Here is a 21,054-nt window from a genome sequence, read left to right as displayed (position 1 = left end):
GGCCAGCCCATCAACGTGCGTGCCGGCCCGTTCGCAGGGGCCTCAGTGCTTGCGAAACCGGGAGATCCAGCGAAGCCATCCTCCCGCCAGGCTTCTGAGCGGGGCCGTCACACGCCACGACCAGCTGGCGCGCATGAGGGCCGCTTCATTGCGCACCGCGCCCATCAGCAACGCCTCTCGCGCGGAGACACCGCGCGCCAATCGAAGCATCGCGGTCCGCAGCCCCTCGCCCGCGGCCTGTGCGGGCGCCAGCGTGTCCTGCTGGCGCAGGTCAGACGGCAAGATGGCCTCAAGATCAAAAAAGGCCAGGGGCTGTTCCGCACAGGTGGTGACCAGCAAACCCCACGGCTCATGCACGTCCACCCCCTTGGGCCCGCCCTCCCTGGGGTTGTGCTGCCCCTTGCGGAAGGTGGCATCGTCGAGCACCCGCACCAGCGCATGGGGCTCGGACGCACCATCCGGCCAGCCCTGCGGCGCTCGGCGGAACAACGCGATGTGCGGAGTCCCCGCATCCGCGACCAGCAAAACGCTGCCCCCCGCCGCGAAGCACACGCCATGGGGATAGCTGAGCCCGTGCAGTTCGGCCGATGGCCTGGCGGCGGCCTCCAGCCGCGCATCGTTGCGATACAGGGCCACTACATGCCGGTCATGGTTGCTGATGGCGACCCAATCGCCCGCAGGATCCAGTGCCACGCCATCGGGCACTTCCAGGCCTTCGCGCATCAGGACCTGGGCGTCCACATGGGTCAAGCCGGAACGGGCATCCAGCAGGTGGTGGGTCACGTAGTGCGCGAAGCCATTGCACACCCAGAGTTCAAGCAGGCCGGAGCCCAGAGGCCGGGCGCACAGGCTGCCGGGCGACTTCAGCAGTTCGGTATCGCCCTTGCCAACCGTCGCCAGCGGCTGCAGCCTGCAGGCGGACACGGGCCGCTGCGCCGCGGGAATATCAAAGAACGACACGTTGCCCTCGCGGCTGGCAACCGCCACGGTCCCGTCGCTGACCCAGCACACCCCGTGCGGGCGCTTCAGGCTGGCGGAAGCCACCTGCATGGCATCGGAAACATGAACGCATTTATGCCCATCCTCGATGCGGCAGTCCACGCCGAGAATCAGCAGCTTGTCCACCGCGATGCCGGCCAACGCGATGCGGCGCCCATTGGGCGACCAGCTCACGTCCTCGGTACGCCCCAGCGCCGCGATGGTTTCCAGCACCTCGGCCGGGCCCGTGCATTTCAGTCTCACCGGAGCACCCCTTGCTGCAGGTTGTGGAAAGCCAGGGCGTCATCGACGCTGCCATCCATCACCACGCGCCCCTCGCTGAGTACGAGTGCGCGGTTGCAGAAGCTCCGCAGGATGACCTCGTTGTGGGATGCCAGCACCAGGATGGAGACCTGCTCGATCAGCCCGTTGATGCGCTCCTTGGCCTGGCTGAAGAACTTGGCGTCGCCGGCGCCAATCATCTCGTCCATCAACAGGATATCGGGCACCACACTCGTGGACACCGCGAATGCCAGGCGCAGCAGCATGCCCTGGGAATAGGTCCTTACCGGCAGCTGCAGGTGCTCACCGAGCTGGGTGAACGCCTCCACCGAAGGGACAAGTTCCATCGCCTGCCTGCGCGTGAGGCCCATCACGATGCCGCGCATGATGATGTTGTCGTAGCCCGTGGCATCCACGTCCATGCCGAGCATGATGTCCGTGAGGGCGGCCACCCGGCCGCGGAAAGACAGATCGCCCTGCATGGGCTCATACACGCCGGACAGCACGCGCAGCAGCGTGGTCTTGCCGGCGCCGTTGGAGCCGATCAAGCCGACGCGGTCCCCCGTGCGCAACGCCAGGTTCACGTCGCGCAACGCATGCACGCTGACCCGGCCCAATCCGCTGGATTCGACACGGGCCTTGTCGCGCTGGGGAAACCCCAGCACGGTATTGAGCAGGCCACGGGAACGCGTCGTGAAGACGGGAAAATCTATCGACACGCCTTTCAGCTGGATGTAGGCCGTCTCCGACCCCGAAAGCGCCCGCATCACAGCCAGTACACGATCCGGCGCCGGATCACCACGTACTGCCAGAAAAAAACCAGTGCCAGCAGCACGACCATGCCGCCGGCCGCCCCCCAGGTACGCATGCTGGGCACGGTCCCCATCAAGGGACTGCGTACCAGGTCCAGGAACAGGGCCAGGGGATTCAGGTGCACCACCCACTGGGCCCGTTCGGTCAACTGGTCCGGCACCCACAGCACGGGCGTCACAAAGAAACTGACCTGCATGAGGCTGCCCGTGGCCACCGTGACATCACGGAAACGGGTGGCCAGGCCCCCCAGTATGGCGACCACGAAGCAGGCGGCGGCCAGCGTCAAGGCAGCCGCGCCGAGCAAGGCCCACCACTGCACGTCCCCCAGCCGCCCCGACCAGAGCAGCACCGCCAGCACGATGACCGCGCTGTGCAACATCAGAAGGGAGCACCGGAACACGGTGCGAAAAACAAACGCCATCTTGGGATAGGGCGTCTGCTTCAAGAAGGCGTCCGCGCCGATGTAGGTCAGGCAGCCCTCATTGATCAAGGCGCTGAAATACCCGAACAGCACATGCCCCGCGCAAAAATAAGGCAAGTACCAGTCCGGCGGGTACTTGAACAGCTGCGCACCGATCAGGCCGAAAGCGATGATGAACAAGGCCGTGTGCAACGCAATCCACACGGGGCCCAGGAAGGTGCGCCGGTACTGCTTGGCGACATCGTTCCATCCCATGAAGCACCAGAACCTCCATGCGAGCATGGCGCCCCGGATATCGCGCCACAGCAGCTGGACCTGGCGCTGTCGCGCCGAGACGGAGGGGCTGTGGGTCGCTGTGGTCATCGCAGAAATATTTCAAGCCATCGACTCGTAGACACGCAAGGTTTTTTCGGCGCACGCCTGCCAGCTGAACGCCTGCACCCGGTCACGCCCCCGTGCCACCAGCCGGGCCGCAAGCTCAGGCTGCTGCGCGATGCGGCGCATCGCATCCGCGATCTCATCGGTGCGAAGAGGGTCGATCAGCAAGGCCGCGTCACCCGCGACCTCGGGGATCGATGTCGTGTTGGACGCCACCACCGGCACGCCGGCAGCGAATGCCTCCAGCACCGGCAAGCCGAAACCTTCGTGCAGCGACGGAAACACCAGGGCGGTGGCCCGCTTGATCACGACCTGAAGCTCCGCATCCGGCAGATGCCGAAGCCACCGCACATGCTTCAATGCACCCCCCGTGAAGCGTGCAACGACGTCATCGCACCCCCAGCCCGGCTTGCCGACGATGAGCAAGGGGTACTCGCGCTGAAGATGCTCTGGAAGGCTCGCGTGCGCCGACAGCAGGCGGTCGATATTCTTGCGCGGCTGCAGGGTGCCCACGCTCACGAAATAGTGGTCGGGCAGCGCATGCCGCGATCGCACGGCCTCATGCAGGGCCGCGTCCAGAGGTACGAACCACTGGGCCCCGACTCCTAGCGGAATCGCGGTGATCCGCTCCTCGGGCAGGCGGAAATGGATGGCGATCTCCTGGCGGGAATACTCCGAAATCGTGATGACATGCTGCGCCCAGAAGGCCGTGCGCCGCCACAACTCATTTTTCAGGCTCTTGAAACGGTATCTGACCCACTCCGGGTTCGACAGCGGTATGGCATCGAAGATCGTCGCCACCACCGGGATTCCGCGCAGGCGCGGCACCAGGTGGTCGGTGGCATGCACCAGATCGGTCCCCGCCCCCAGCGCGCGGCGCGCGCCGCCAAAGTCCATGCCCGGCAGCGTCGCGGCCAATGCCTGCCGCGCAAAGGGTCCCAACGACATCGCGGGTGTCGGGCCCTGCCACACACTGGCCGGAGCATCGAATACATAGGGCTGCAGCCGCGCCGCCCGCGGCATGGCCGCCATCAACTCCCGCGTGTAGGTGCCAATGCCATCCACACCGCCCTGTTGCACAGAACGCGCCAGCACGCTGACGCCAAAGGCCACGTTCATGGCGCCACCCCGCAGTGGAGGGCCCGGGGCGCAATACGGTAGCAGCCGCCCATCACCGCGCCCCCGGATGGGTTCGCCGCAGGTCGGCTTCGACCATCATGCAACAGAGCTGCTCCAGCGTCGTGTGCGCTTCCCAGCCCAGCCGGGCCTTTGCCATGGAGGCATCCCCTACCAGCAGATCAACCTCTGCAGGCCGGAAAAAAACTGGATCCACGCACGCCACCACCCGGCCGGTGCGCGAATCCACCGCCACCTCCGACGCCCCGGTTCCCAGGAACTCCAGGGTCACCCCGACCACGGAGAACGCCATGCCGAGAAAATCCCGCACGGACTGCTGGCGCCCGGTGGCGAGCACGTAGGTACCGGGCTGATCGGCCTGCATCATCTGCCACATGCCCTGCACATACTCGGCCGCGAAGCCCCAGTCACGGCGGGCATCCAGATTGCCGATCTCAAGCCGCCCCAGGTGGCCGTGGGCCATGCGGGCCGCGGCATCCGAGACCTTGCGCGTCACGAATTCCAGGCCACGCAGCGGGCTCTCGTGATTGAAAAGAATGCCACTGACGGCATAGATGCCGTGCACTTCCCGGTAGTTGATCGTCATCCAGTGGGCAAACAGCTTGGAGATGCCATAGGGGCTGCGGGGGGAAAACGGAGTGCCCTCATGCTGGGGAGCGTCCTGCACGCCTCCGAACATCTCGGAGGAGCTGGCCTGGTAATAGCGTATGCGGGGATTCACCAGCCGGACGGCCTCCAGCAGATTGAGCGCACCCTGGCCGTTGACCAGCGCCGTGGTGGTCGGAACATCGAAACTGGCCCCCACGAAGCTCTGTGCCGCCAGGTTGTACAACTCATCGGGGCGAAATTTCTGCAGGAGTGCGATGGCAGAACCTGGGTCCGTCAGATCGAAATCGACCAGGGACAAATTGGGATGGCCCAGCACGCCCAACTCCCGCAGGCGCCAAGTATTCACACTGTTCGTGCGGCGATGAGTCCCTATGACCTGGTAGTCTTTTCGCAGAAGAAACTCTGCCAGATAGGCCCCATCCTGCCCGGTTACGCCAGTGATGACTGCTGTTTTGCCATGTGCAACGATGATCGATTCTTTCTGTGGCGCAACCTGGGTACATCCGCGCAGGCGGTGCGCGGGACAAACGCAATGGACTGTCTAGCGTGGCTTGCGCGGGCGCATGCCCAGGGCTTCCTTGTTCTTGTTGATCCGGTCCTGCTTGCGCTGGTCCATCTTTTCCATGGCTTTACGTTTCGTATACCCTGTGGAATCCGCCCAGGCCCACCATAGGGCCGTGGCGGCAAAGGGTGCCAGCACCCACCACCAGGACCAGTTGGCCACGGGTCCGATCTCGAAATACTTCAGTGCCAGAAGCACCAGTGAAAGACCCAGCAGGTACATCGCGATCTCCAGAAAACGCCGGGTTGACGACAGACAAATGCCTGTCAACCCAACTCACTACAATTCCATTAAAAGAACTGTAACCCAACCCACAGGAAATCCCACCATGAAGCGTACCCTGATCACCCTTGCCATGACGCTGTCGGTTGCGGCACCCGCCATGGCCGATCTAGCCCTGGCGACCTCGAAGAACTGCATGGCCTGCCACGCCGTGGACAAGAAGCTGGTGGGTCCTTCGTACAAGGACGTGGCCGCCAAGTATGCGGGCCAGAAGGATGCCGTGGACAAGCTGGCCGCCAAGATCATCAAGGGTGGCGCGGGCGTATGGGGTCCGGTCCCGATGCCTGCCAACGCGCAGGTCAACGATGCAGAGGCCAAGAAGCTGGCGGCCTGGGTGCTGACGCAAAAGTGATGCGCCTTTGATGGAGTTACGGCGGGGGGCCGCACCGCCCTTCCCCGCCCCTTGCGGCCGTGCCAGATCCCTGTCACGGCCGCAAACGTTTCCGGGTCTTTTTTCTCGTTGCCGGCCGGCCCGCGGGCCCTGCCGCCCGCGCCTCGCGCAAGCGGGGATCAGACGAGTGGCGGCACCACGGGCGCGGGCTCCAGGCCCCGGGTGCGCAGCTGGTGTTCCAGCTGCCCCACGTAGGCCGCGGTGGAATTGTCGGATTCGGCGACCCGCGCCGCCAGGCGCGCCTCCAGCTGGTCCAGCCGGGTCAGCAAGGCGGCGTGCGCCTGATGGTGCTGGGCATCCAGGAAGGTGCGCAATTCCGTGAACCGCGAGGCTTCTGCCTTGTCGGCCAGTTCACGCTGGACTTGCATCTCCTTGCCGTGGCGCCGTGTCTCCATGAGCACGGACCCCTGGAGGGACAGGACGTAGGCCAGGAAGAATATCCCCAGCAGGGCCGTCAGGGCCAGCATGATGAGGCCCAGCGGCGCCTCGAAGACCACGATCCCCAGGGAGACCAGGGCGGGAGCGGCCAGGGTGGGCCAGTTGAGCGCCGCGAGTATCGCGATGGCCAGCACCGTCAACAAAAGGACTATGGAACGCAGATGCATGGGAAACCTCCGGTATGCAGCGCCCAGGCATGCAGCCTGGGACACGATGCCGCCGTTGTAACCCATGCAGGGGCCATCCCGCGCCGCGGGGGAGCGGTTTCAGTCGGTGTCCTACAAGGGGCCGCGCACGCCTTCGGGCTGGACGGCACCCCGTTGCCGATGGCGAGTTTCCCCGTGGACGGTGAACGCCCGCCACGTCCCCAGGCAGGCCCCCCCCGCTACGCTGCTTTGCAGGCGCAGCGCGCCCGCGCCCTCGGCGGCGCACCGCCCTCTGGTCAGTTGGCCTTGGCCAGCTGGTCCAGGATTGCCGGATTCTGTGGCCACGTCACATCGCCTGTGGCGACATGAGTGGCCCCAAACCCGCAGGCGCTGCACGCTGGCGCCGCATGCGCGGCACCTCCTGGATCAGTTGGTCTGGGCCAACTGATCCAGGATTGCGGGGTTTTCCAACGTGCTCGTGTCCTGCGTGATGGCTTCCCCCTTGGCGATGCTGCGCAGAAGCCGGCGCATGATCTTGCCGCTGCGGGTCTTGGGCAGGTTGTCGCCAAAGCGGATGTCCTTGGGCTTGGCGATGGGGCCGATTTCCTTGGCGACCCAGTTGCGCAGTTCGTTGGCGATCTGCTTGGCCTCGTCGCCGGTGGGGCGCGAGCGCTTGAGCACCACGAAGGCGCAGATCGCCTCGCCGGTCACATCGTCGGGGCGGCCCACCACGGCGGCCTCCGCCACCAGGTCGGTCTTGGAGACCAGTGCCGATTCGATCTCCATCGTGCCCATGCGGTGGCCCGACACGTTGAGCACGTCGTCGATGCGGCCCGTGATGCGGAAGTAGCCCCGGTCGGCGCTGCGCACGGCGCCATCGCCAGCCAGGTAGTAGCCCTTGAGCTCTTCGGGGAAGTAGCTCTTCTTGAAGCGCTCGGGATCGTTCCAGATGGTGCGGATCATGCTGGGCCACGGGCGCTTGATGACCAGGATGCCGCCGGCGCCGTTGGCCACATCGTTACCGGTCTCGTCCACGATGGCCGCGGTGATGCCGGGCAGCGGCAGCGTGCAGCTGCCGGGCACCAGCGGCGTGGCGCCGGGCAGCGGGGTGATCACGTGGCCGCCGGTCTCGGTCTGCCAGAAGGTGTCCACGATGGGGCAGCGCTCGCCGCCCACGTTCTTGTGGTACCACATCCAGGCCTCGGGGTTGATGGGCTCGCCCACGCTGCCCAGGATGCGCAGGCTCGACAGGTCCGACCGCGCGGGGTGCACGGCGGCGTCGGCCTCGGCCGCCTTGATGAGCGAGCGGATGGCGGTGGGCGCGGTGTAGAAGATCGTGCACCGGTGCTTTTCGATCATCTGCCAGAAGCGCCCGGCGTTGGGGAAGGTGGGAATGCCCTCGAAGATGATCTGCGTGGCGCCAGCCGCCAGCGGTCCATAGGCCACGTAGGTGTGGCCGGTGATCCAGCCGATGTCGGCCGTGCACCAGAACACGTCGTCCGGGCGCAGGTCGAAGGTCCAGTCCATGGTGAGCTTGGCCCACAGCAGGTAGCCGCCGGTGCTGTGCTGCACGCCCTTGGGCTTGCCGGTGGAGCCGCTGGTGTACAGGATGAACAGCGGGTGCTCGGCCCCCACGGCCACCGGCGGGCAGTCGGTGCTCTGGCCCGCAAGCGCCTCGGCGAAGGTCTTGTCGCGCCCCGCCACCATGTTGCAGGCCGTGGATGTGCGTTCATAGACAAACACGTTGCGCAGCGTGTCGCAGCCGCCCGTCGCCAGGGCCTCGTCGATGATGGCCTTGAGCGGCAGCTCCTTGCCGCCGCGCATCTGGTAGTTGGCCGTGATGACGGCCACGGCCCCCGCGTCGATGATGCGCTCATGCACCGCCTTGGCGCTGAAGCCGCCAAACACCACGCTGTGCGTGGCGCCGATGCGCGCGCAGGCCTGCATGGCGATCACGCCCTCGATGGTCATGGGCATGTAGATCAGCACGCGGTCGCCCTTGTTCACGCCGTGGGCCTTGAGCGCGTTGGCGAACTGGCTCACGCGGGCCAGCAGCTCCTTGTAGGTGATCCTGGTGACGGTGCCGTCGTCGGCCTCGAAGACGATGGCGGTCTTGTTCTCGGTGGGCGTGCCGATGTGGCGGTCCAGGCAGTTGGCCGAGGCGTTGAGTTCCCCATCGGCGAACCACTGGAAGAAGGGTGCGTTGGATTCATCCAGCGTGCGCGTGAAAGGCTTGGTCCACTGCACGTTCTCGCGGGCCAGGCGGGCCCAGAAGCCTTCGAAGTCCTTGTCGGCTTCGGCACACAGCGCATCGTAGCCCGCCATGCCCGAAATGCGGGCAGCCTTGACGACCGCATCGGCGGGCGGGAACACGCGGTTCTCAACCAATACGGACTCGATCGCGGATGTGGGCGCACTCATGGTGTTGTCTCCTGGGTCTGATGGAATTGGAATTGGGCGGTACTGTCGGACGCGGCACTTACAAGCCACTGACTGGCACGAAGCTTACAGAATCGCCAGTGCCGGGCAGGGAAGAAGGCACCTGTGCGCGAGGGGCTGTCACGCGGCACCCCTAAAATCGCGCGACCCAAGTCCCACCCTACATTCCATGTCCCTCCCCCCAAATCCCGCCACCCCGTCGCCCATGCGCCCCTTGCCGTCGCTGATCTTTGCCAGCCGCTGGCTGCAGCTGCCCCTGTACCTGGGCCTGATCCTGGCGCAGGCGGTGTACGTGTTCCACTTCTGGGTGGAGCTGGTGCACCTGATCGAGGCAGCCTTCGGCAACACCGCCGCACTCAAGCAGCTGGTCTCCAGCATCGGCTACAAGAGCGATTTCGAGGTCACCGCGCTCAACGAGACCATCATCATGCTGGTGGTGCTGGCGCTGATCGATGTGGTGATGATCTCCAACCTGCTGATCATGGTGATCGTGGGCGGGTACGAGACCTTCGTCTCGCGCCTGCACCTGGAAGACCACCCCGACCAGCCCGAATGGCTGAGCCACGTGAACGCCTCGGTGCTCAAGGTCAAGCTGGCCACCGCCATCATCGGCATCAGTTCGATCCACCTGCTCAAGACCTTCATCAACGCCGCCAACTACGACCTCAAGGTGCTGATGTGGCAGACCATCATCCACGTGGTGTTCCTGCTGAGCGCGCTGGCCATCGCGCTGACGGACCGCCTGATGGCGCACACCGCGCCGCCCGCACGGCACTGAGCCTCCACCCCGCGAGGAGGCCGCCTGGCGCGGCCTCTTGCCCACCCCAGGCGCACCCTCATGCAATGCCCCCGCTGCAACTGGCAGAACCATGCTTCCTACACGCAGTGTTTCAGCTGCCAGGCGCCGCTGGTGGCGGACATGCCCGCCGCGAGGGCCCCGGCAGGCCGGGGGCAGCCCGCCCAGACACCCGCGCCGGCGCGGCTGGTGGAGGTGTTTCCGGGCACCATGGCGCGCCTGGGTGCCACGCTGATCGACGGCGCATGCATGGCGGCCTTTCCGGTCGCGCTGGCGCTGGCCTGGGTGTTCGCGCGCCCGGCCTTCGACAGCGCCCCGGGCGCCACGTACCCGGCCGCGCTGGCGCTGGGCATCCTCGGCCTGTTCCTCCCCGCGCTGATGGATGCGCTGGGCCAGGGCTCGGCGGGCAAGCGGCTGCTCGGCATGCGGGTGGCGACCCGCACGGGTGAACGCCCTGGCATCGCGCGGTCCGTGCTGCGGCACTTTCTGAAGTATTCGCTCACCCTGGCGCTCACGCTGGCCGTGCCGTTCCTGCTGCACCGCCTGCTGACCGCCCTGTTTGGCGAGCGGGGCCTGCACAGTTCGATCACGGGCACGTTCGTGGTCTCCCGCCACGCCAGCGATACCGCCATCCAGCAGGCAGTGGCCCTGGTCCGCGGGCCCGGCTGGTTCCTCAAGGCGCTGGTGATGCTGGGCGGGGTGGCCGCCTTGAGCTTTGCGGCCATGGTGGCCGTGGCGCTGTGGCACCAGGGAGAGGAGCCCGCCAATCCGCGCCGCGAAGCCGTGCGCCAGCTGGACGGCGCCGCGCGCACGGTGCTGGGGCTGGTGGAGAACCACTACCGGAGCACCGGCGCCTTTCCCGCCAGCGCCGCCGCCATCGGCCTGGGCCGGCCCGGGCAGCTTCCCACCGGCTTCCAGGCCATGGCCATCGATCCGGCCAATGGCGTGGTGCGGCTGACCATTGCCGACAGCTCAGGCGACCTGGCGCTGGCTGGCAAGCACCTGGTCTATACCCCCGTGCTGCGCACCCGCAAGCAGCAGACGGACATCCACAAATGGCAGTGCGGCAGCGACGACATCGTGCGTGGCGACCGGTCCTTCAGCTGCCGGCACGAGGCCACCGGGGCGGCGAAGTAAGCCCACGAAGCCCGCCCGGCGCCGCGCAGTGCGCTTGCATCCGGCGCTCACGGTTTCCGGCAAAAACCGCTTTTTCGCTTTAGGGACAAGCGCTGATAGCTATTGAATTTATAGCATTCCGAGGGAGCAGCGGCTCCCTAATTTCTCCCCAATCGGACGGCACAGTGCAGGCCATACCCACTTGCAGGAGCCATCCATGGACCGCCTCCCCTTCCCCGAGCCCCTGGCCGCCGCCGCACAGGCCCCTTCCAACCGCCGCCTTGCGCTGAATGCCCTGGGTTCGCTGGGCGTGGCCACGCTCCTTGGCTGCGGGGGCGGGGGCAGCGACACCGAAGCCAGCGACACGACCGAGGCCACCGGCACGGGGACCGGAACGGGAACGGGAACAGGTACGGGCACCGGGACAGGCACCGCCGCCACCTGCTCGGTTGTTCCGGAGGAAACCGCCGGCCCCTACCCGGCCGACGGTTCCAGCGCCAGCAACAACACCTACAACGTGCTGGCGCTCAGCGGCATCGTGCGCTCGGACATCCGCAGCTCCATCGGCTCCTCCACGCAGGTCAGCGGCGTGCCGTTCACCATCACCATCACGCTGACCAACACCAACGCAAGCTGCGCCGCGCTGTCCGGCTACGCCATCTACCTGTGGCACTGCACGCAGGACGGCAACTACTCCGTGTACAGCTCCAGCAACATCGCCGACAACTACCTGCGTGGCGTGCAGGCCACCGATGCGAGCGGCACGGTCACCTTCACCACCATCGTGCCCGGCTGCTACGCGGGCCGCATGCCCCACATGCACCTGGAGGTGTACCGCAGCCTGGCCGCCGCCAGCAGCGCGAGCAACAAGATCAAGACCACGCAGCTGGCCTTCCCCACCGCGCTGCTCAGCACCATCTACAGCGCCAATTCGGGCTACAGCGCCAGCGTGCGCAACCTGGCCTCCATGTCGTTCGCCACGGACAACGTCTTCAGCGACGGCACCACGCTGGAGATGACCACCATGCAGGCCAACAGCGGCGGCGGGTACTCGGCCAGCATCACGATCTCGATCGCAGCTTGACTGAAAGCCCCCCTGAGTCGCCTTCGGCGCCTTCCCCCGGAGGGGGACGCACCCGGTGGTCCGGCGAAGCCGGTTCCTCGGGTGCACTGGCCCGGGCGGCGCCGGTTTCTGACGACGTGCCCCACCCGTCAAACGCTTTCCTTAATCCACTGCGCCCTCAGACGCGCCGCGCCGGTAGCACGTGCTGGCGCTGACTCGCTGAACTCCTTTCTCCACAACACTGAAAGAAAAAACACCATGCCTGTGCACTCTCTTCGTCCACGCTGGCTGGCCTGCGTGGCCCTCACGACCATGCTGGCTGCAATATCCGCCACCCCCGTGCTGGCGCAACCCCACGGCCGGCAGGACCCGCCGGCGCCGCCGCCCGAGGCCTATGCCGCCTGCAAGGGCAAGACCGAAGGCGCCAGCGTGACGTTGACCATGCCCGACGGCCAATCGCTCGCGGGCACATGCCGCACAATGGGCGGCACCCTGGTGGCCATGCCCGCGGGCGGGCCTGGCGGCCCCGGCGGTGCGGGCGGCCCGCCACCCGCCCGCTGACGACACCTGCACCCCCACCGATGCCCCACCTGACCCTGCACCGCAAAGCCTTCATCGCCCTGGCGGCCCTGCTGCTGGCCTTGCTGCTGATCTTTGCGGGCTTCTCCCGCCTGGGGTTGCAGCGGGGCCTGGGGCCCTACGTGGCCGAGATCGAACTGGCCCGCATGGGCTGGCTCGCGGAGCGCCTGCAGGCCCACCACACACAGACGGGCGGCTGGGACACGTTGCGCGGCCAGCCCCGCCTCTGGGGCCAGCTCAGCCACCCGGGCGCAAGCCCGCGCCGGGGTGGCCACCAGGGCATGGAAGACGCCCCGCCCAGCGACCGCAGCAGACAGCCGCCCGGCATGCCCCCCGGGATGGCGAACGGCAACCCGGCGTCGGAGCGCGGCATGCAGCAGCAGCCGCCGCCCCCGCCCCCCGATGGCGGCCCGCCCCCGGGCGAGCGTGGCACCAGCGGCCCCCCGCCCCCATCCGCGCAACGCCACCCCGACGACCTGTTTCCCCGCCTGGGCCTGGTGGACGCGCAGCAGAAGCTGGTGGCAGGCACGGCACCCCAGCCCGGCAGCGCGCGCGTGGCCCTGACCGGCGCCGACGGCCAGGCCATCGGCCATCTGGTGCTGGCGCCCCCGCAGGGCGTGCGCAGCGAGGCCGACCAGGCCTTTCTGGCGCAACACCTGGGCTTCGTGGCGTGGACGGGCCTGGCCGGCCTGGCGCTGGCGCTGCTGCTGTCGGGCTGGCTGGCACGGCGCTGGCTGGCCCCGGTCGAGGCCCTGGCCACCGGCGCGCGCGAGATTGCACAGGGCCACCTGCACACCCGTGTGCCCGTGCACGGCAACGATGAACTGGCCCGACTGGCCCGCACCTTCAACACCATGGCCGAACAACTGAGCAGCATCGAGTCTTCGCGCCGCCAGTGGCTGGGCGACGTGGCCCACGAGCTGCGCACGCCCCTGGCCGCCATGCGCGCCGAGATCGAAGCCGTGCAGGACGGCGTGCGCCCCTTTGACGACAAGACCGCGCTGCGCCTGCACCGGCAGGTGATGCGCCTCATCCAGCTGGTGGGCGACCTGCGCGCCAGCCTGGATGCCGCTGGCACCAGTGCACCGTCGGCCCAGGTGCCCGTGCACCCGCTCGCGCTGCTGGCCGAGGCGCTGGCCTCCATGCGCCCGCGCCTGGCCCAGGCCGGCATCGAGGTGAACACCACGGGCCTGGAGGCCCTGGCCGCGCAAGCCCCCGCGCCACTGGTGCGGGGCGACGCGCAGCAGCTGCACCAGGTCTTCATGAACCTGCTGGAAAACAGCCTGCGCTACACCGATGCGGGCGGGCAGTTGCGCGTCACGGCCGGGGAAACACGGGCCACCGATGGCGCGCCGCTGCTGCGCGTGCAGCTGGACGACAGCGCGCCCGGCGTGCCCGCGCACGAGCTGCCGCGCATCTTCGAGCGCCTGTACCGTGCCGAAACCTCGCGCAACCGCGACCACGGCGGCTCCGGCCTGGGCCTGGCCATCTGCCGCGCCATCGTGCTGGCCCATGGCGGCACCCTCGCGGCCGAGGCCTCCCCGCTGGGAGGCCTGCGCGTCACCCTGCAACTGCCCCTGCTGGACAACCCTTCATGAGCCACCGCATCCTCGTCGTCGAAGACGAACCCGACATCGCCGCCATCGTGGTCGACTACCTGCGCCACGCGGGCTACACCGTGGAGCACCAGGCCGAGGGCCGTGCCGCGCTCGCCAGCCTGCTGGCCGCGCCACCCGACCTCACGCTGCTGGACATCATGCTGCCCGGTATGGACGGCCTCTCCATCCTGCGCCAGGCGCGGCGCCACACGCAGCACCCCATCATCATGCTGACCGCCCGCGTGGAAGAGGTGGACCGCCTCATCGGCCTGGAGCTGGGCGCGGACGACTACATCTGCAAGCCGTTTTCGCCGCGCGAGGTGGTCGCCCGCGCCAGGGCCGTGCTGCGCCGCACGGCCGCCGCGCAGGAACCGCCGCCCGCCGCCGGATCGGCGCTGGTGCTCGACGAATCGCACTGGCAGGCCACGCTGCACGGCACGCCGCTGGGCCTCACGCGGCGCGAGTTCCGGCTGCTGCAGGTGCTGGCGCGCCAGCGCGGGCGCATCTTCTCGCGCGCACAGCTGCTGGACCAGGCCTACGACGACACGCTGGACGTGAACGAGCGCGCCATCGACAGCCACATCAAGAACCTGCGCAGGAAGCTCAAGGCCGCCAGCGGCGACGGCTGCGACTGGATCCGGTCGGTGTACGGCGTGGGTTTTGCGCTGGAACCGGCTGCGGCCGATTGAGCGCGGCCCGACCGAGCAGATTGCTACATTTTTTATAGCTATTGGCGCTTGTTCAATAAGCGCAAGGGCCATTATTCACCCCAAATGGCGGCGCGGCGGCGCTGCCGATTCGGTCCCTGTCTCACCCCGGCGCACGCAGCGCACCTACACCAGCACCGCCCGGGCACGGGTGTGATCGGGGCCACGCACTGGTCCTTATCACCTGCTCGCCCCGATGCCCACCCCCTGCCCATCGCCCCGCGCACCTGCGCCACCCCGGCCCACCCCCCGCCCACAGAAGCTGCCCGGGGGGCTGGTGTACGTCACCCCGTCTATGCCAGGCCTCACGCGGGAGCCCGGCGGCGACAAGACTTTTCGCTACCGCCTGCCCGACGGCCAATGGCTCCGGGACCCGGACGAGATCGCCCGCATCCAGCGCCTGGCCATTCCACCCGCGTACACCGATGTGTGGATCTGCCCCCTGCCCCACGGCCACCTGCAGGCCACGGGGCTGGATGCGCGCGGACGGCGCCAGTACCGCTACCACCCGCAGTGGCGCCAGCAGCGCGACGAAGGCAAGTTCGAGCACATGCAGGCCTTTGGCCGCGCGCTGCCGCGCATCCGCGCCCGCGTGGCGCGCGACCTGGCCGCGCACCGCGGCGGCCAGCCGCTCACGCGCACGCTGGTGCTGGCCGCGCTGGTGCGCCTGCTGGACACCACCTACCTGCGCGTGGGCAACGAGGAATACGCCAGCAGCAACCGGTCCTACGGCCTGACCACGCTGCGCACCCGGCATGCGCGGCTTCACGGCAGCCAGCTCAGGCTGCGCTTTCGGGGCAAGAGCGGCGTGTTGCAGGAGGCCGAGCTGAACGACCCGCGCGTGGCCCGGGTGGTGCGCCGCTGCCAGCAGCTGCCGGGGCAGGAGCTCTTCCAGTACGAGGACGGAGACGGCACCCCACGCACCGTGGGCTCGGGCGACGTGAACGACTACCTGCGCGAGATCACGCACGGCACGGCCGCCACCGGCGGCGACCACTTCACGGCCAAGGACTTCCGCACCTGGCATGGCACCACGCAGGCGCTGGAGCTGACCCGCCTGGCACGTGCGCAGACCGATGCCTCCAGCGCGGCCGACAAAAACGTGCGCTACAGCTCCAAGGCCATCCTGGCCGAGGTGGCGCGCCAGCTGGGCAACACCCCTGCGGTGTGCAAGAAGTCGTACGTGCATCCTGCCGTGCTGGAGCTCGGCTCGCGGCTTGCATCCGACGCCGGCCCGGGCTTGCAGGAAGTGTGGGACCGCATCGGCGGCAGCGCGTCGCCCCGGGGGCTGAGCGCGGCCGAGCGCAGGCTCCTGGCCTTCTTGCGCAAGCCGCGCGCCCATCCACGGCCCGCGAAGGCCCCGCCTGGAGCGCCCGCTGTCGCGCAGGTGCCGCGCCGCGCCCGGCATGCCGGGGCGCATCGCTAAACTTGGCGCCTGCGCCTTTTTCTCCGCCCTGTCGGCCCGGCCCCGCGCACAGGCCGGCCCCGCCCAACTCCAGCCTGCCGCCATGCCCACCACCGCCTTGCCAGAGTCCGAGAACCCCCTGGCCGACCGCCACCAGCAACGCCCCTTCCTCAGCCCGCCGGAGCGTGAAGCCATCAACCGGGGCCGCTGGTTCGCCGCGCTCACTCCGTCGCTGCGGCACGACATCTTCCGGCTGGGGCGCGTCACGCGCTACACGCACGGCCAGATGATCGTCGAGCAGGGCGACCTGGCGCAGGACTGGTTTGCCTGCGCCAGCGGCGCCATCCGGTTTCGGCGCACCACGCCCTCGGGCAAGCAGGTGACGCTGGCCTACGTGGAGCCCGGCATCTGGGTGGGCGAGGCCGAGGTGCTGCACCGCGGCCCCAACACCTACGACGCGCATGCCCACGGCCCCACCACGGTGCTGAGCGTGGCCGAGGGCGTGTTCCGCCAGCTGCTGCGCGAACACTCCGAGTTCGGCGAGGCCCTGCTCACGCTGCAGGCGCGCCGCATGCGCTACCTGTACTGGATGATGGAAGACATGGCCACCCTGCCCCTGCGCGCGCGGCTGGCCAAGCAGCTGCTGCACGTGCTGCGCCGATTCGGCGAGCGCGCCGCCGTGCCCGGCCAGCGCGGCGCCATCGGGCTGTCGCTGGTGCAGGACGAGCTCGCGCAGCTCCTGGGCGGCTCGCGCCAGCGCATCAACGTGGAGCTCAAGTGGATGGAACGCGAAGGCATCATCGGCATCCACCAGCGCAGCATCGTGGTCTACCAGCAGGAGCAGCTCGAGGCGCTGGCGCAGCAGGAACTGGCCGAGCCCCATGGCTAGGCCCCGCACATCCCCGCCCGCCGCAGCGCATCACCAGCGGTACGCGGCCGAAAGCGTGGCCGTGCGCGGGCTGCCGTCCCGGCAGTGGGCGCCGTTGCAGATCAGGAACGCCTTGTCGAACAGGTTGCGCACGTTGAGCGCCACGCGCCACGGCCCGTCCTGCCAGGCGAGCATGGCATCGACGAGTCCATAGCCCGGGATGCGGTAGGCGCTGGCCGTGCCATCGACCATGTCGCCGGTGTAGCGCAAGCCCGTGCCCAGCGTCCACGCCGGAAGGCCCCAGGCCGCCAGGCGGTAGTGCCCCCAGACCGAGGCCTGGTGGTAGGGCACCTCGGCCGCACGGCGGCCCACTTCGTCCGGCAGGTTGCTGCGCGTGATGCGGCGGTCGGTGTAGGCATAGGCGCCCACCACCTCCAGGTGGCGCGCCACCTGCCCGCGCACCTCCAGCTCGGCCCCGCGCGAGCGTGCCTGCCCCGTCTGCACGCTGAACTGCGGATGGGCGGGATCGGGCGTGAGCACGTTGTCCTGGCGCAGGTCGTACACGGCGGCCGACAGCATCATCCCCTCGCTGCCGTTGGGCTGCCACCGCACCCCCAGTTCAAACTGCTCGCCCTCGGTGGGCTTGAAGCGCCGGCCCTGCGCGTCCGTGCCGCCCTGCGGCTGGAACGACTGGCTGTAGCCCGCGAACGGCGCCCAGCCGCCCGGCGCCAGGTAGACCACGCCCACGCGGCCGGTGAAGGCATCGGTGCGCTCCACCGACCACGGCGCGGCCGTGAAGAACGGGCGCGAGCGGTCGTCGCTCCAGTCGTGCCGCAGGCCGGCCAGCACCACCCAGCGCTCGCCCAGCTTGATCTGGTCCTGCGCATACAGGCCCGCCTGCCAGCGCTGCGACGTGTCCGAGAACGCCATCGGCGCGGGCGCGCCGGGCACGGCGCCGTATTGCGGCTGGTACAAATCCAGCGGGGCGAGCGTGCGCGCGTACCACTCCGATTCCGAGCGGTAGCGGGTGTAGTCCACGCCGGCGATCAGCGTGTGCTCCACCTCGCCACTGCGCCAGCGCTGCTGCCAGCTCGTGTCGGACGAGAAGCCGCGCACGCGCTCGAACTCGTCGATGGCGCGGCGCTGCACGCGCGTGGGCGCAGCCGGCTCCACGCTGGCGTTGGTGAAGAAGATGTCCGCCTCGGAGTCGAAGAACCGCAGCCCCTGGCGCAGGGTGGCATGCTCGTTCACCTGGTGCTCGAACAAGGCGGTGAGCGTGGTCTGCCGCACATCCTGCCGGTCGTAGGCAGGCTCGCCCACGAAGCGAAAGCGCGCGATGCGCTGGCCGCCGGGGCCGGGCAACAGGGTGCCCACCCGCGGCAGCGGGTACGAATAGCCCAGGCGGCGCTTCTGGTGCTGCATCAGCAGGGTGAGCGATGTGGCGGCCGACGGCTGCCAGCGCAGCGCGGGCGCGATGTACACCGCGTCGTCCTGCAGCGGACGCACGGGTGTCTCGCTGTCGCGCGCCAGCGCGGTGAGGCGCCAGGTCCAGTCGCTGCCCGGTGCCACCTCGCCACCCAGGTCCACGCCGACCTGCCGGTGCGCATACGTGCCCGCCTCCACCACCACCTCGCGCACGGCATCGGCCGTGGGGCGCTTGCTCACCGTGGCCAGCACGCCGCCGGGCGCCGACATGCCGTACAGCACCGACGCCGCGCCCTTGACCAGCTCCACGCGCTCCAGCCCGTACGGCTCCTGCTTGCCCGAGGCCCAGGAGTTGTCGGACACCTTGAGCCCGTCGGCAAACAGGCTGCCATTGCGCGCATCGGCCCAGAAGCCCCGGCTGTAGATCGCGTCGTACGAACCGCTGTAACCGGACACGGGACGCACGCCCGCAGAGTATTCGAACGCCTGCTCCAGGTCGCGCACGCGCTGCACCTGCATCTGCTCGGCCGTGACCACGGTGATGGTCTGCGGCGTTTCCATGAGCGGCGTGTCCGTCTTGGTGGCGCTGGCGCTGCGCCGGGCCACCAGTCCGCGCACGGGGCCGGTGGCGGTTTCGACCTCGGCCTCGGCGGCCACGCGCACCTCGGGCAGCGCGGCGGCGCCGTCGGCCGGAGCGCGTTCCAGCACCAGGGTGGCGCCGTCGCGGCGCATGCGCAGGCCACTGCCGCGCAGCAGTTCGGCCAGCGCCGCCTCGGGGCTGCGCGCGCCCTGCACGGGCTGGGCATGCCGGCCCTGCACCAGCTCGGGCGGGTAGATCAGCTGCACGCCCGACTGCCGGGCGAATTGCGCCAGCGCCTCAGGCAGGGGCTGGGCGGCAATGTCAAAGGCCGCCGGGGCCGGTGCGCCCTGGGCGGTGGCCATGTCCATCTGCAGCGACGCCATGGCCAGCATGGCGGCTGCGAGTGCGTGGCGGGCAGGACGGGAGGTGCGTGCGGGGCCGGAAGGCCGGGGGGCCGGGGTGCGGGGCCGTTGTCGGTTCATGGTGAAGTCCTTTCCCCGCTACAACGAATGGGCCCTCCCACTTCCTGAATGGCGGCGCGCCTGCCAGCGCCCCGATCGACCAAAAAGCTATTAAAACAATAGCTTTCAGCGCTTATGGAGCAAGCGCTGGCGGCCACTTTCACCAACATTCCCCAAAGTCGCGCGTCCTGCCCCATCCTCCGGCCTGGCCGTCAGCGCGCGGCCACCCGCCATTGCCCCGCCACGAGCCGCACCTGCACCGGCACGACGGAAGGCAGTGCCCGCACGAAGTCCTCGGCCTGTGCAATGCGCACCTGCCCCGACAGGCGCAGCGCGGCGGCACCGGCCTCCACCTGAACCGGGCGCGGCAGGTAGCGGCGCAGGCGGTCCACGGCCTCGGCCAGCGGCGCATCGGCAAAAGCCACCACGCCGTGGCGCCAGGCGGCGGCCTCGTGCACCGGGGCGACGGCCTGGGCAAGCGGTTCGCCCGGCCGCACCCGCAGCGCCTGTCCGCCCGCGAGTTCCCGCACCGCCAGGGGCTGGCCATCCGGCCCCAGCGACTCCACCCGCACGCGGCCCGACTCCACCTGCACATCGACCCCGCTGGCGCCGTGCTCCACGCCGAAGCGCGTGCCCAGCACGGTCACGCGCGCGGCGCCCCCCTCGGCGCCACCGGGCACCTCCACCACGAAGGGGCGGTCCGCGTCGCGCACCACGTCGAAGAACGCCGCCCCGGCCAGCAGGCTCACGCGGCGCTGCCCGGCGTAGTACGCCATGTGCACGCGGCTTTGCGCGTCGAGCGTGATGCGGCTGCCGTCGGGCAGCGGGTGGCGCAGCGTCTGCCCCTGGCCGGTGCGTGCCACCTGCTGCCACTGCGCGACTGCGGTGCGCCACCATTGCCAGGCCCCCACGCCACCCACGCCCATTGCGGCAAAACTCAGCAATGCCGCCAGCGAGCGGCGGCGGCCGGTGCGGCGGGCTTCGTGGTGCGACGCCGGTGCCACAGGAGAGCTGCGGCCCGCCGCGTGCCACTGCTCCATGGCGGCCTGCACGCGGTCCATGGCGAGCATCATGTCGCGCTCGACCATGTTGCGCGAGATGCCGTATTCGGCCGCGAGCGCGCCCTGGCCTTCGCCGTTGATGCGGTGGCGCAGGAAGACCTGGCGCGCGCGCTCTGGCACGGCGGCGAGCGCGGCTTCGACCGCGTCCACCGCCTGCCGGTACATCAGGGCCTCGGCGGCATCGGGGCCGTGGCGCGCCGCCGTGCCGGCGCCCGAGTCCGCATGGGCCTGGGCCAGCGCATGACGGGCCACCACGCCCGCGTGGCGCTGCCGGTCGATGACGAGATTGCGCGCCATGGCGAATACATAGGCCCGCGCCTCGGCCTCGCACAGCGCGGGCCGTTCGCCGCGCAGGTCCATGTCGGCCAGGCGCAGCCAGGTGTCGTGCGCCACGTCGCGCGCGTCATCGGCATTGCCGGTGCGGTGCGAGAGGTAGCGCAGCAGGTCGCGGTAGCTGTCGCGAAAGCTCGCGAGCAGCGGAGATGACGGCAGTGCCCCCGTGCCCATGGCGTGCAGGCC

19 protein-coding genes are annotated in these 21,054 nt (G+C 69.1%); 9 read left to right on the top strand and 10 right to left on the bottom strand.

Annotation, left to right across the window (positions count from 1 at the left end; translation table 11 throughout):
• Positions 1-42 precede the first annotated feature (42 nt).
• The 6 genes from ACAM51_RS24580 to ACAM51_RS24555 all read right to left on the bottom strand — a co-directional run bounded on the left by ACAM51_RS24580 (position 43) and on the right by ACAM51_RS24555 (position 5,402).
• Positions 43-1,242 carry a YncE family protein gene (locus ACAM51_RS24580; protein WP_369642174.1) on the bottom strand — a complete coding sequence of 400 codons (1,200 nt, stop codon included), beginning with the start codon at positions 1,240-1,242 and terminating at the stop codon, positions 43-45.
• On the bottom strand, positions 1,239-1,979 hold the full coding sequence (locus tag ACAM51_RS24575) for an ABC transporter ATP-binding protein (protein WP_369642173.1): 741 nt from the start codon (positions 1,977-1,979) through the stop codon (positions 1,239-1,241). Before ACAM51_RS24575 ends, ACAM51_RS24580 begins: the two co-directional genes overlap by 4 nt.
• A gap of 47 nt (positions 1,980-2,026) precedes the next feature.
• Positions 2,027-2,857, bottom strand: coding sequence for an ABC transporter permease (locus ACAM51_RS24570; protein ID WP_218294125.1), 831 nt, complete (start codon positions 2,855-2,857; stop codon positions 2,027-2,029).
• Between the two features lie 12 nt (positions 2,858-2,869).
• Positions 2,870-3,991 (bottom strand): glycosyltransferase family 4 protein, encoded by a 1,122-nt coding sequence (locus ACAM51_RS24565; protein ID WP_369642172.1) that lies wholly within the window; start codon positions 3,989-3,991, stop codon positions 2,870-2,872.
• 52 nt (positions 3,992-4,043) lie between these two features.
• Positions 4,044-5,087 carry a GDP-mannose 4,6-dehydratase gene (gmd, locus tag ACAM51_RS24560; protein WP_369643885.1) on the bottom strand — a complete coding sequence of 348 codons (1,044 nt, stop codon included), beginning with the start codon at positions 5,085-5,087 and terminating at the stop codon, positions 4,044-4,046.
• A gap of 72 nt (positions 5,088-5,159) precedes the next feature.
• Positions 5,160-5,402, bottom strand: coding sequence for a TIGR04438 family Trp-rich protein (locus tag ACAM51_RS24555; RefSeq protein ID WP_218294123.1), 243 nt, complete (start codon positions 5,400-5,402; stop codon positions 5,160-5,162).
• A gap of 106 nt (positions 5,403-5,508) precedes the next feature.
• On the opposite strand from ACAM51_RS24555, the gene ACAM51_RS24550 reads away from it, so the two are divergent.
• Positions 5,509-5,814 carry a c-type cytochrome gene (locus ACAM51_RS24550; RefSeq protein ID WP_218294122.1) on the top strand — a complete coding sequence of 102 codons (306 nt, stop codon included), beginning with the start codon at positions 5,509-5,511 and terminating at the stop codon, positions 5,812-5,814.
• A 158-nt stretch (positions 5,815-5,972) separates the two neighbouring features.
• On the opposite strand, the gene ACAM51_RS24545 is transcribed toward ACAM51_RS24550, so the two are convergent.
• Both ACAM51_RS24545 and acs read right to left on the bottom strand, forming a co-directional pair.
• Positions 5,973-6,458 carry a LapA family protein gene (locus ACAM51_RS24545; protein WP_218294121.1) on the bottom strand — a complete coding sequence of 162 codons (486 nt, stop codon included), beginning with the start codon at positions 6,456-6,458 and terminating at the stop codon, positions 5,973-5,975.
• Between the two features lie 405 nt (positions 6,459-6,863).
• A complete protein-coding gene (gene acs, locus ACAM51_RS24540; protein WP_369642171.1) occupies positions 6,864-8,858 on the bottom strand; it encodes an acetate--CoA ligase in 1,995 nt (664 codons plus the stop codon).
• A 187-nt stretch (positions 8,859-9,045) separates the two neighbouring features.
• Between acs and ACAM51_RS24535 the strand changes: the two genes are divergently transcribed.
• The 8 genes from ACAM51_RS24535 to ACAM51_RS24500 all read left to right on the top strand — a co-directional run bounded on the left by ACAM51_RS24535 (position 9,046) and on the right by ACAM51_RS24500 (position 17,029).
• Positions 9,046-9,654, top strand: a complete 609-nt coding sequence (locus tag ACAM51_RS24535; RefSeq protein ID WP_255591377.1) for a TIGR00645 family protein — start codon at positions 9,046-9,048, stop codon at positions 9,652-9,654.
• Positions 9,655-9,714: 60 nt separating this feature from the next.
• Positions 9,715-10,809: an RDD family protein gene (locus ACAM51_RS24530; protein ID WP_369642170.1), complete on the top strand. Its 1,095-nt coding sequence runs from the start codon at positions 9,715-9,717 to the stop codon at positions 10,807-10,809.
• Positions 10,810-11,005: 196 nt separating this feature from the next.
• Positions 11,006-11,872, top strand: coding sequence for an intradiol ring-cleavage dioxygenase (locus ACAM51_RS24525; protein WP_218294118.1), 867 nt, complete (start codon positions 11,006-11,008; stop codon positions 11,870-11,872).
• Between the two features lie 237 nt (positions 11,873-12,109).
• The gene (locus ACAM51_RS24520; RefSeq protein WP_369642169.1) at positions 12,110-12,412 is read left to right on the top strand and encodes a hypothetical protein; all 303 of its coding nucleotides are present in this window, start codon (positions 12,110-12,112) and stop codon (positions 12,410-12,412) included.
• Between the two features lie 20 nt (positions 12,413-12,432).
• Positions 12,433-14,028: an ATP-binding protein gene (locus tag ACAM51_RS24515; RefSeq protein WP_369642168.1), complete on the top strand. Its 1,596-nt coding sequence runs from the start codon at positions 12,433-12,435 to the stop codon at positions 14,026-14,028.
• Entirely contained in the window at positions 14,025-14,717 is a 693-nt protein-coding gene (locus ACAM51_RS24510) for a response regulator (protein ID WP_218340787.1), read from the top strand. Before ACAM51_RS24515 ends, ACAM51_RS24510 begins: the two co-directional genes overlap by 4 nt.
• Positions 14,718-14,931: 214 nt before the next feature.
• Complete coding sequence (locus tag ACAM51_RS24505) at positions 14,932-16,161, top strand: DNA topoisomerase IB (protein WP_369642167.1); 1,230 nt, start codon at positions 14,932-14,934, stop codon at positions 16,159-16,161.
• An 82-nt stretch (positions 16,162-16,243) separates the two neighbouring features.
• Positions 16,244-17,029 (top strand): Crp/Fnr family transcriptional regulator, encoded by a 786-nt coding sequence (locus ACAM51_RS24500; RefSeq protein ID WP_369642166.1) that lies wholly within the window; start codon positions 16,244-16,246, stop codon positions 17,027-17,029.
• Positions 17,030-17,059: 30 nt separating this feature from the next.
• Here ACAM51_RS24500 and ACAM51_RS24495 read toward each other — a convergent pair whose 3' ends face one another.
• Together ACAM51_RS24495 and ACAM51_RS24490 are read right to left on the bottom strand one after the other, a co-directional pair.
• Entirely contained in the window at positions 17,060-19,495 is a 2,436-nt protein-coding gene (locus ACAM51_RS24495; protein ID WP_369642165.1) for a TonB-dependent siderophore receptor, read from the bottom strand.
• Positions 19,496-19,686: 191 nt separating this feature from the next.
• Positions 19,687-21,042 (bottom strand): sigma-70 family RNA polymerase sigma factor, encoded by a 1,356-nt coding sequence (locus tag ACAM51_RS24490; RefSeq protein ID WP_218340783.1) that lies wholly within the window; start codon positions 21,040-21,042, stop codon positions 19,687-19,689.
• Between the last annotated feature and the right edge of the window lie 12 nt (positions 21,043-21,054).

Origin of the sequence: Acidovorax sp. A79 (assembly GCF_041154505.1) — a bacterium.
Taxonomy (GTDB): Bacteria; Pseudomonadota; Gammaproteobacteria; order Burkholderiales; family Burkholderiaceae_C; genus Acidovorax.
The sequence above is the reverse complement of the archived record's forward strand: the minus strand, read 5'-3'. Positions and strand labels throughout refer to the sequence as shown.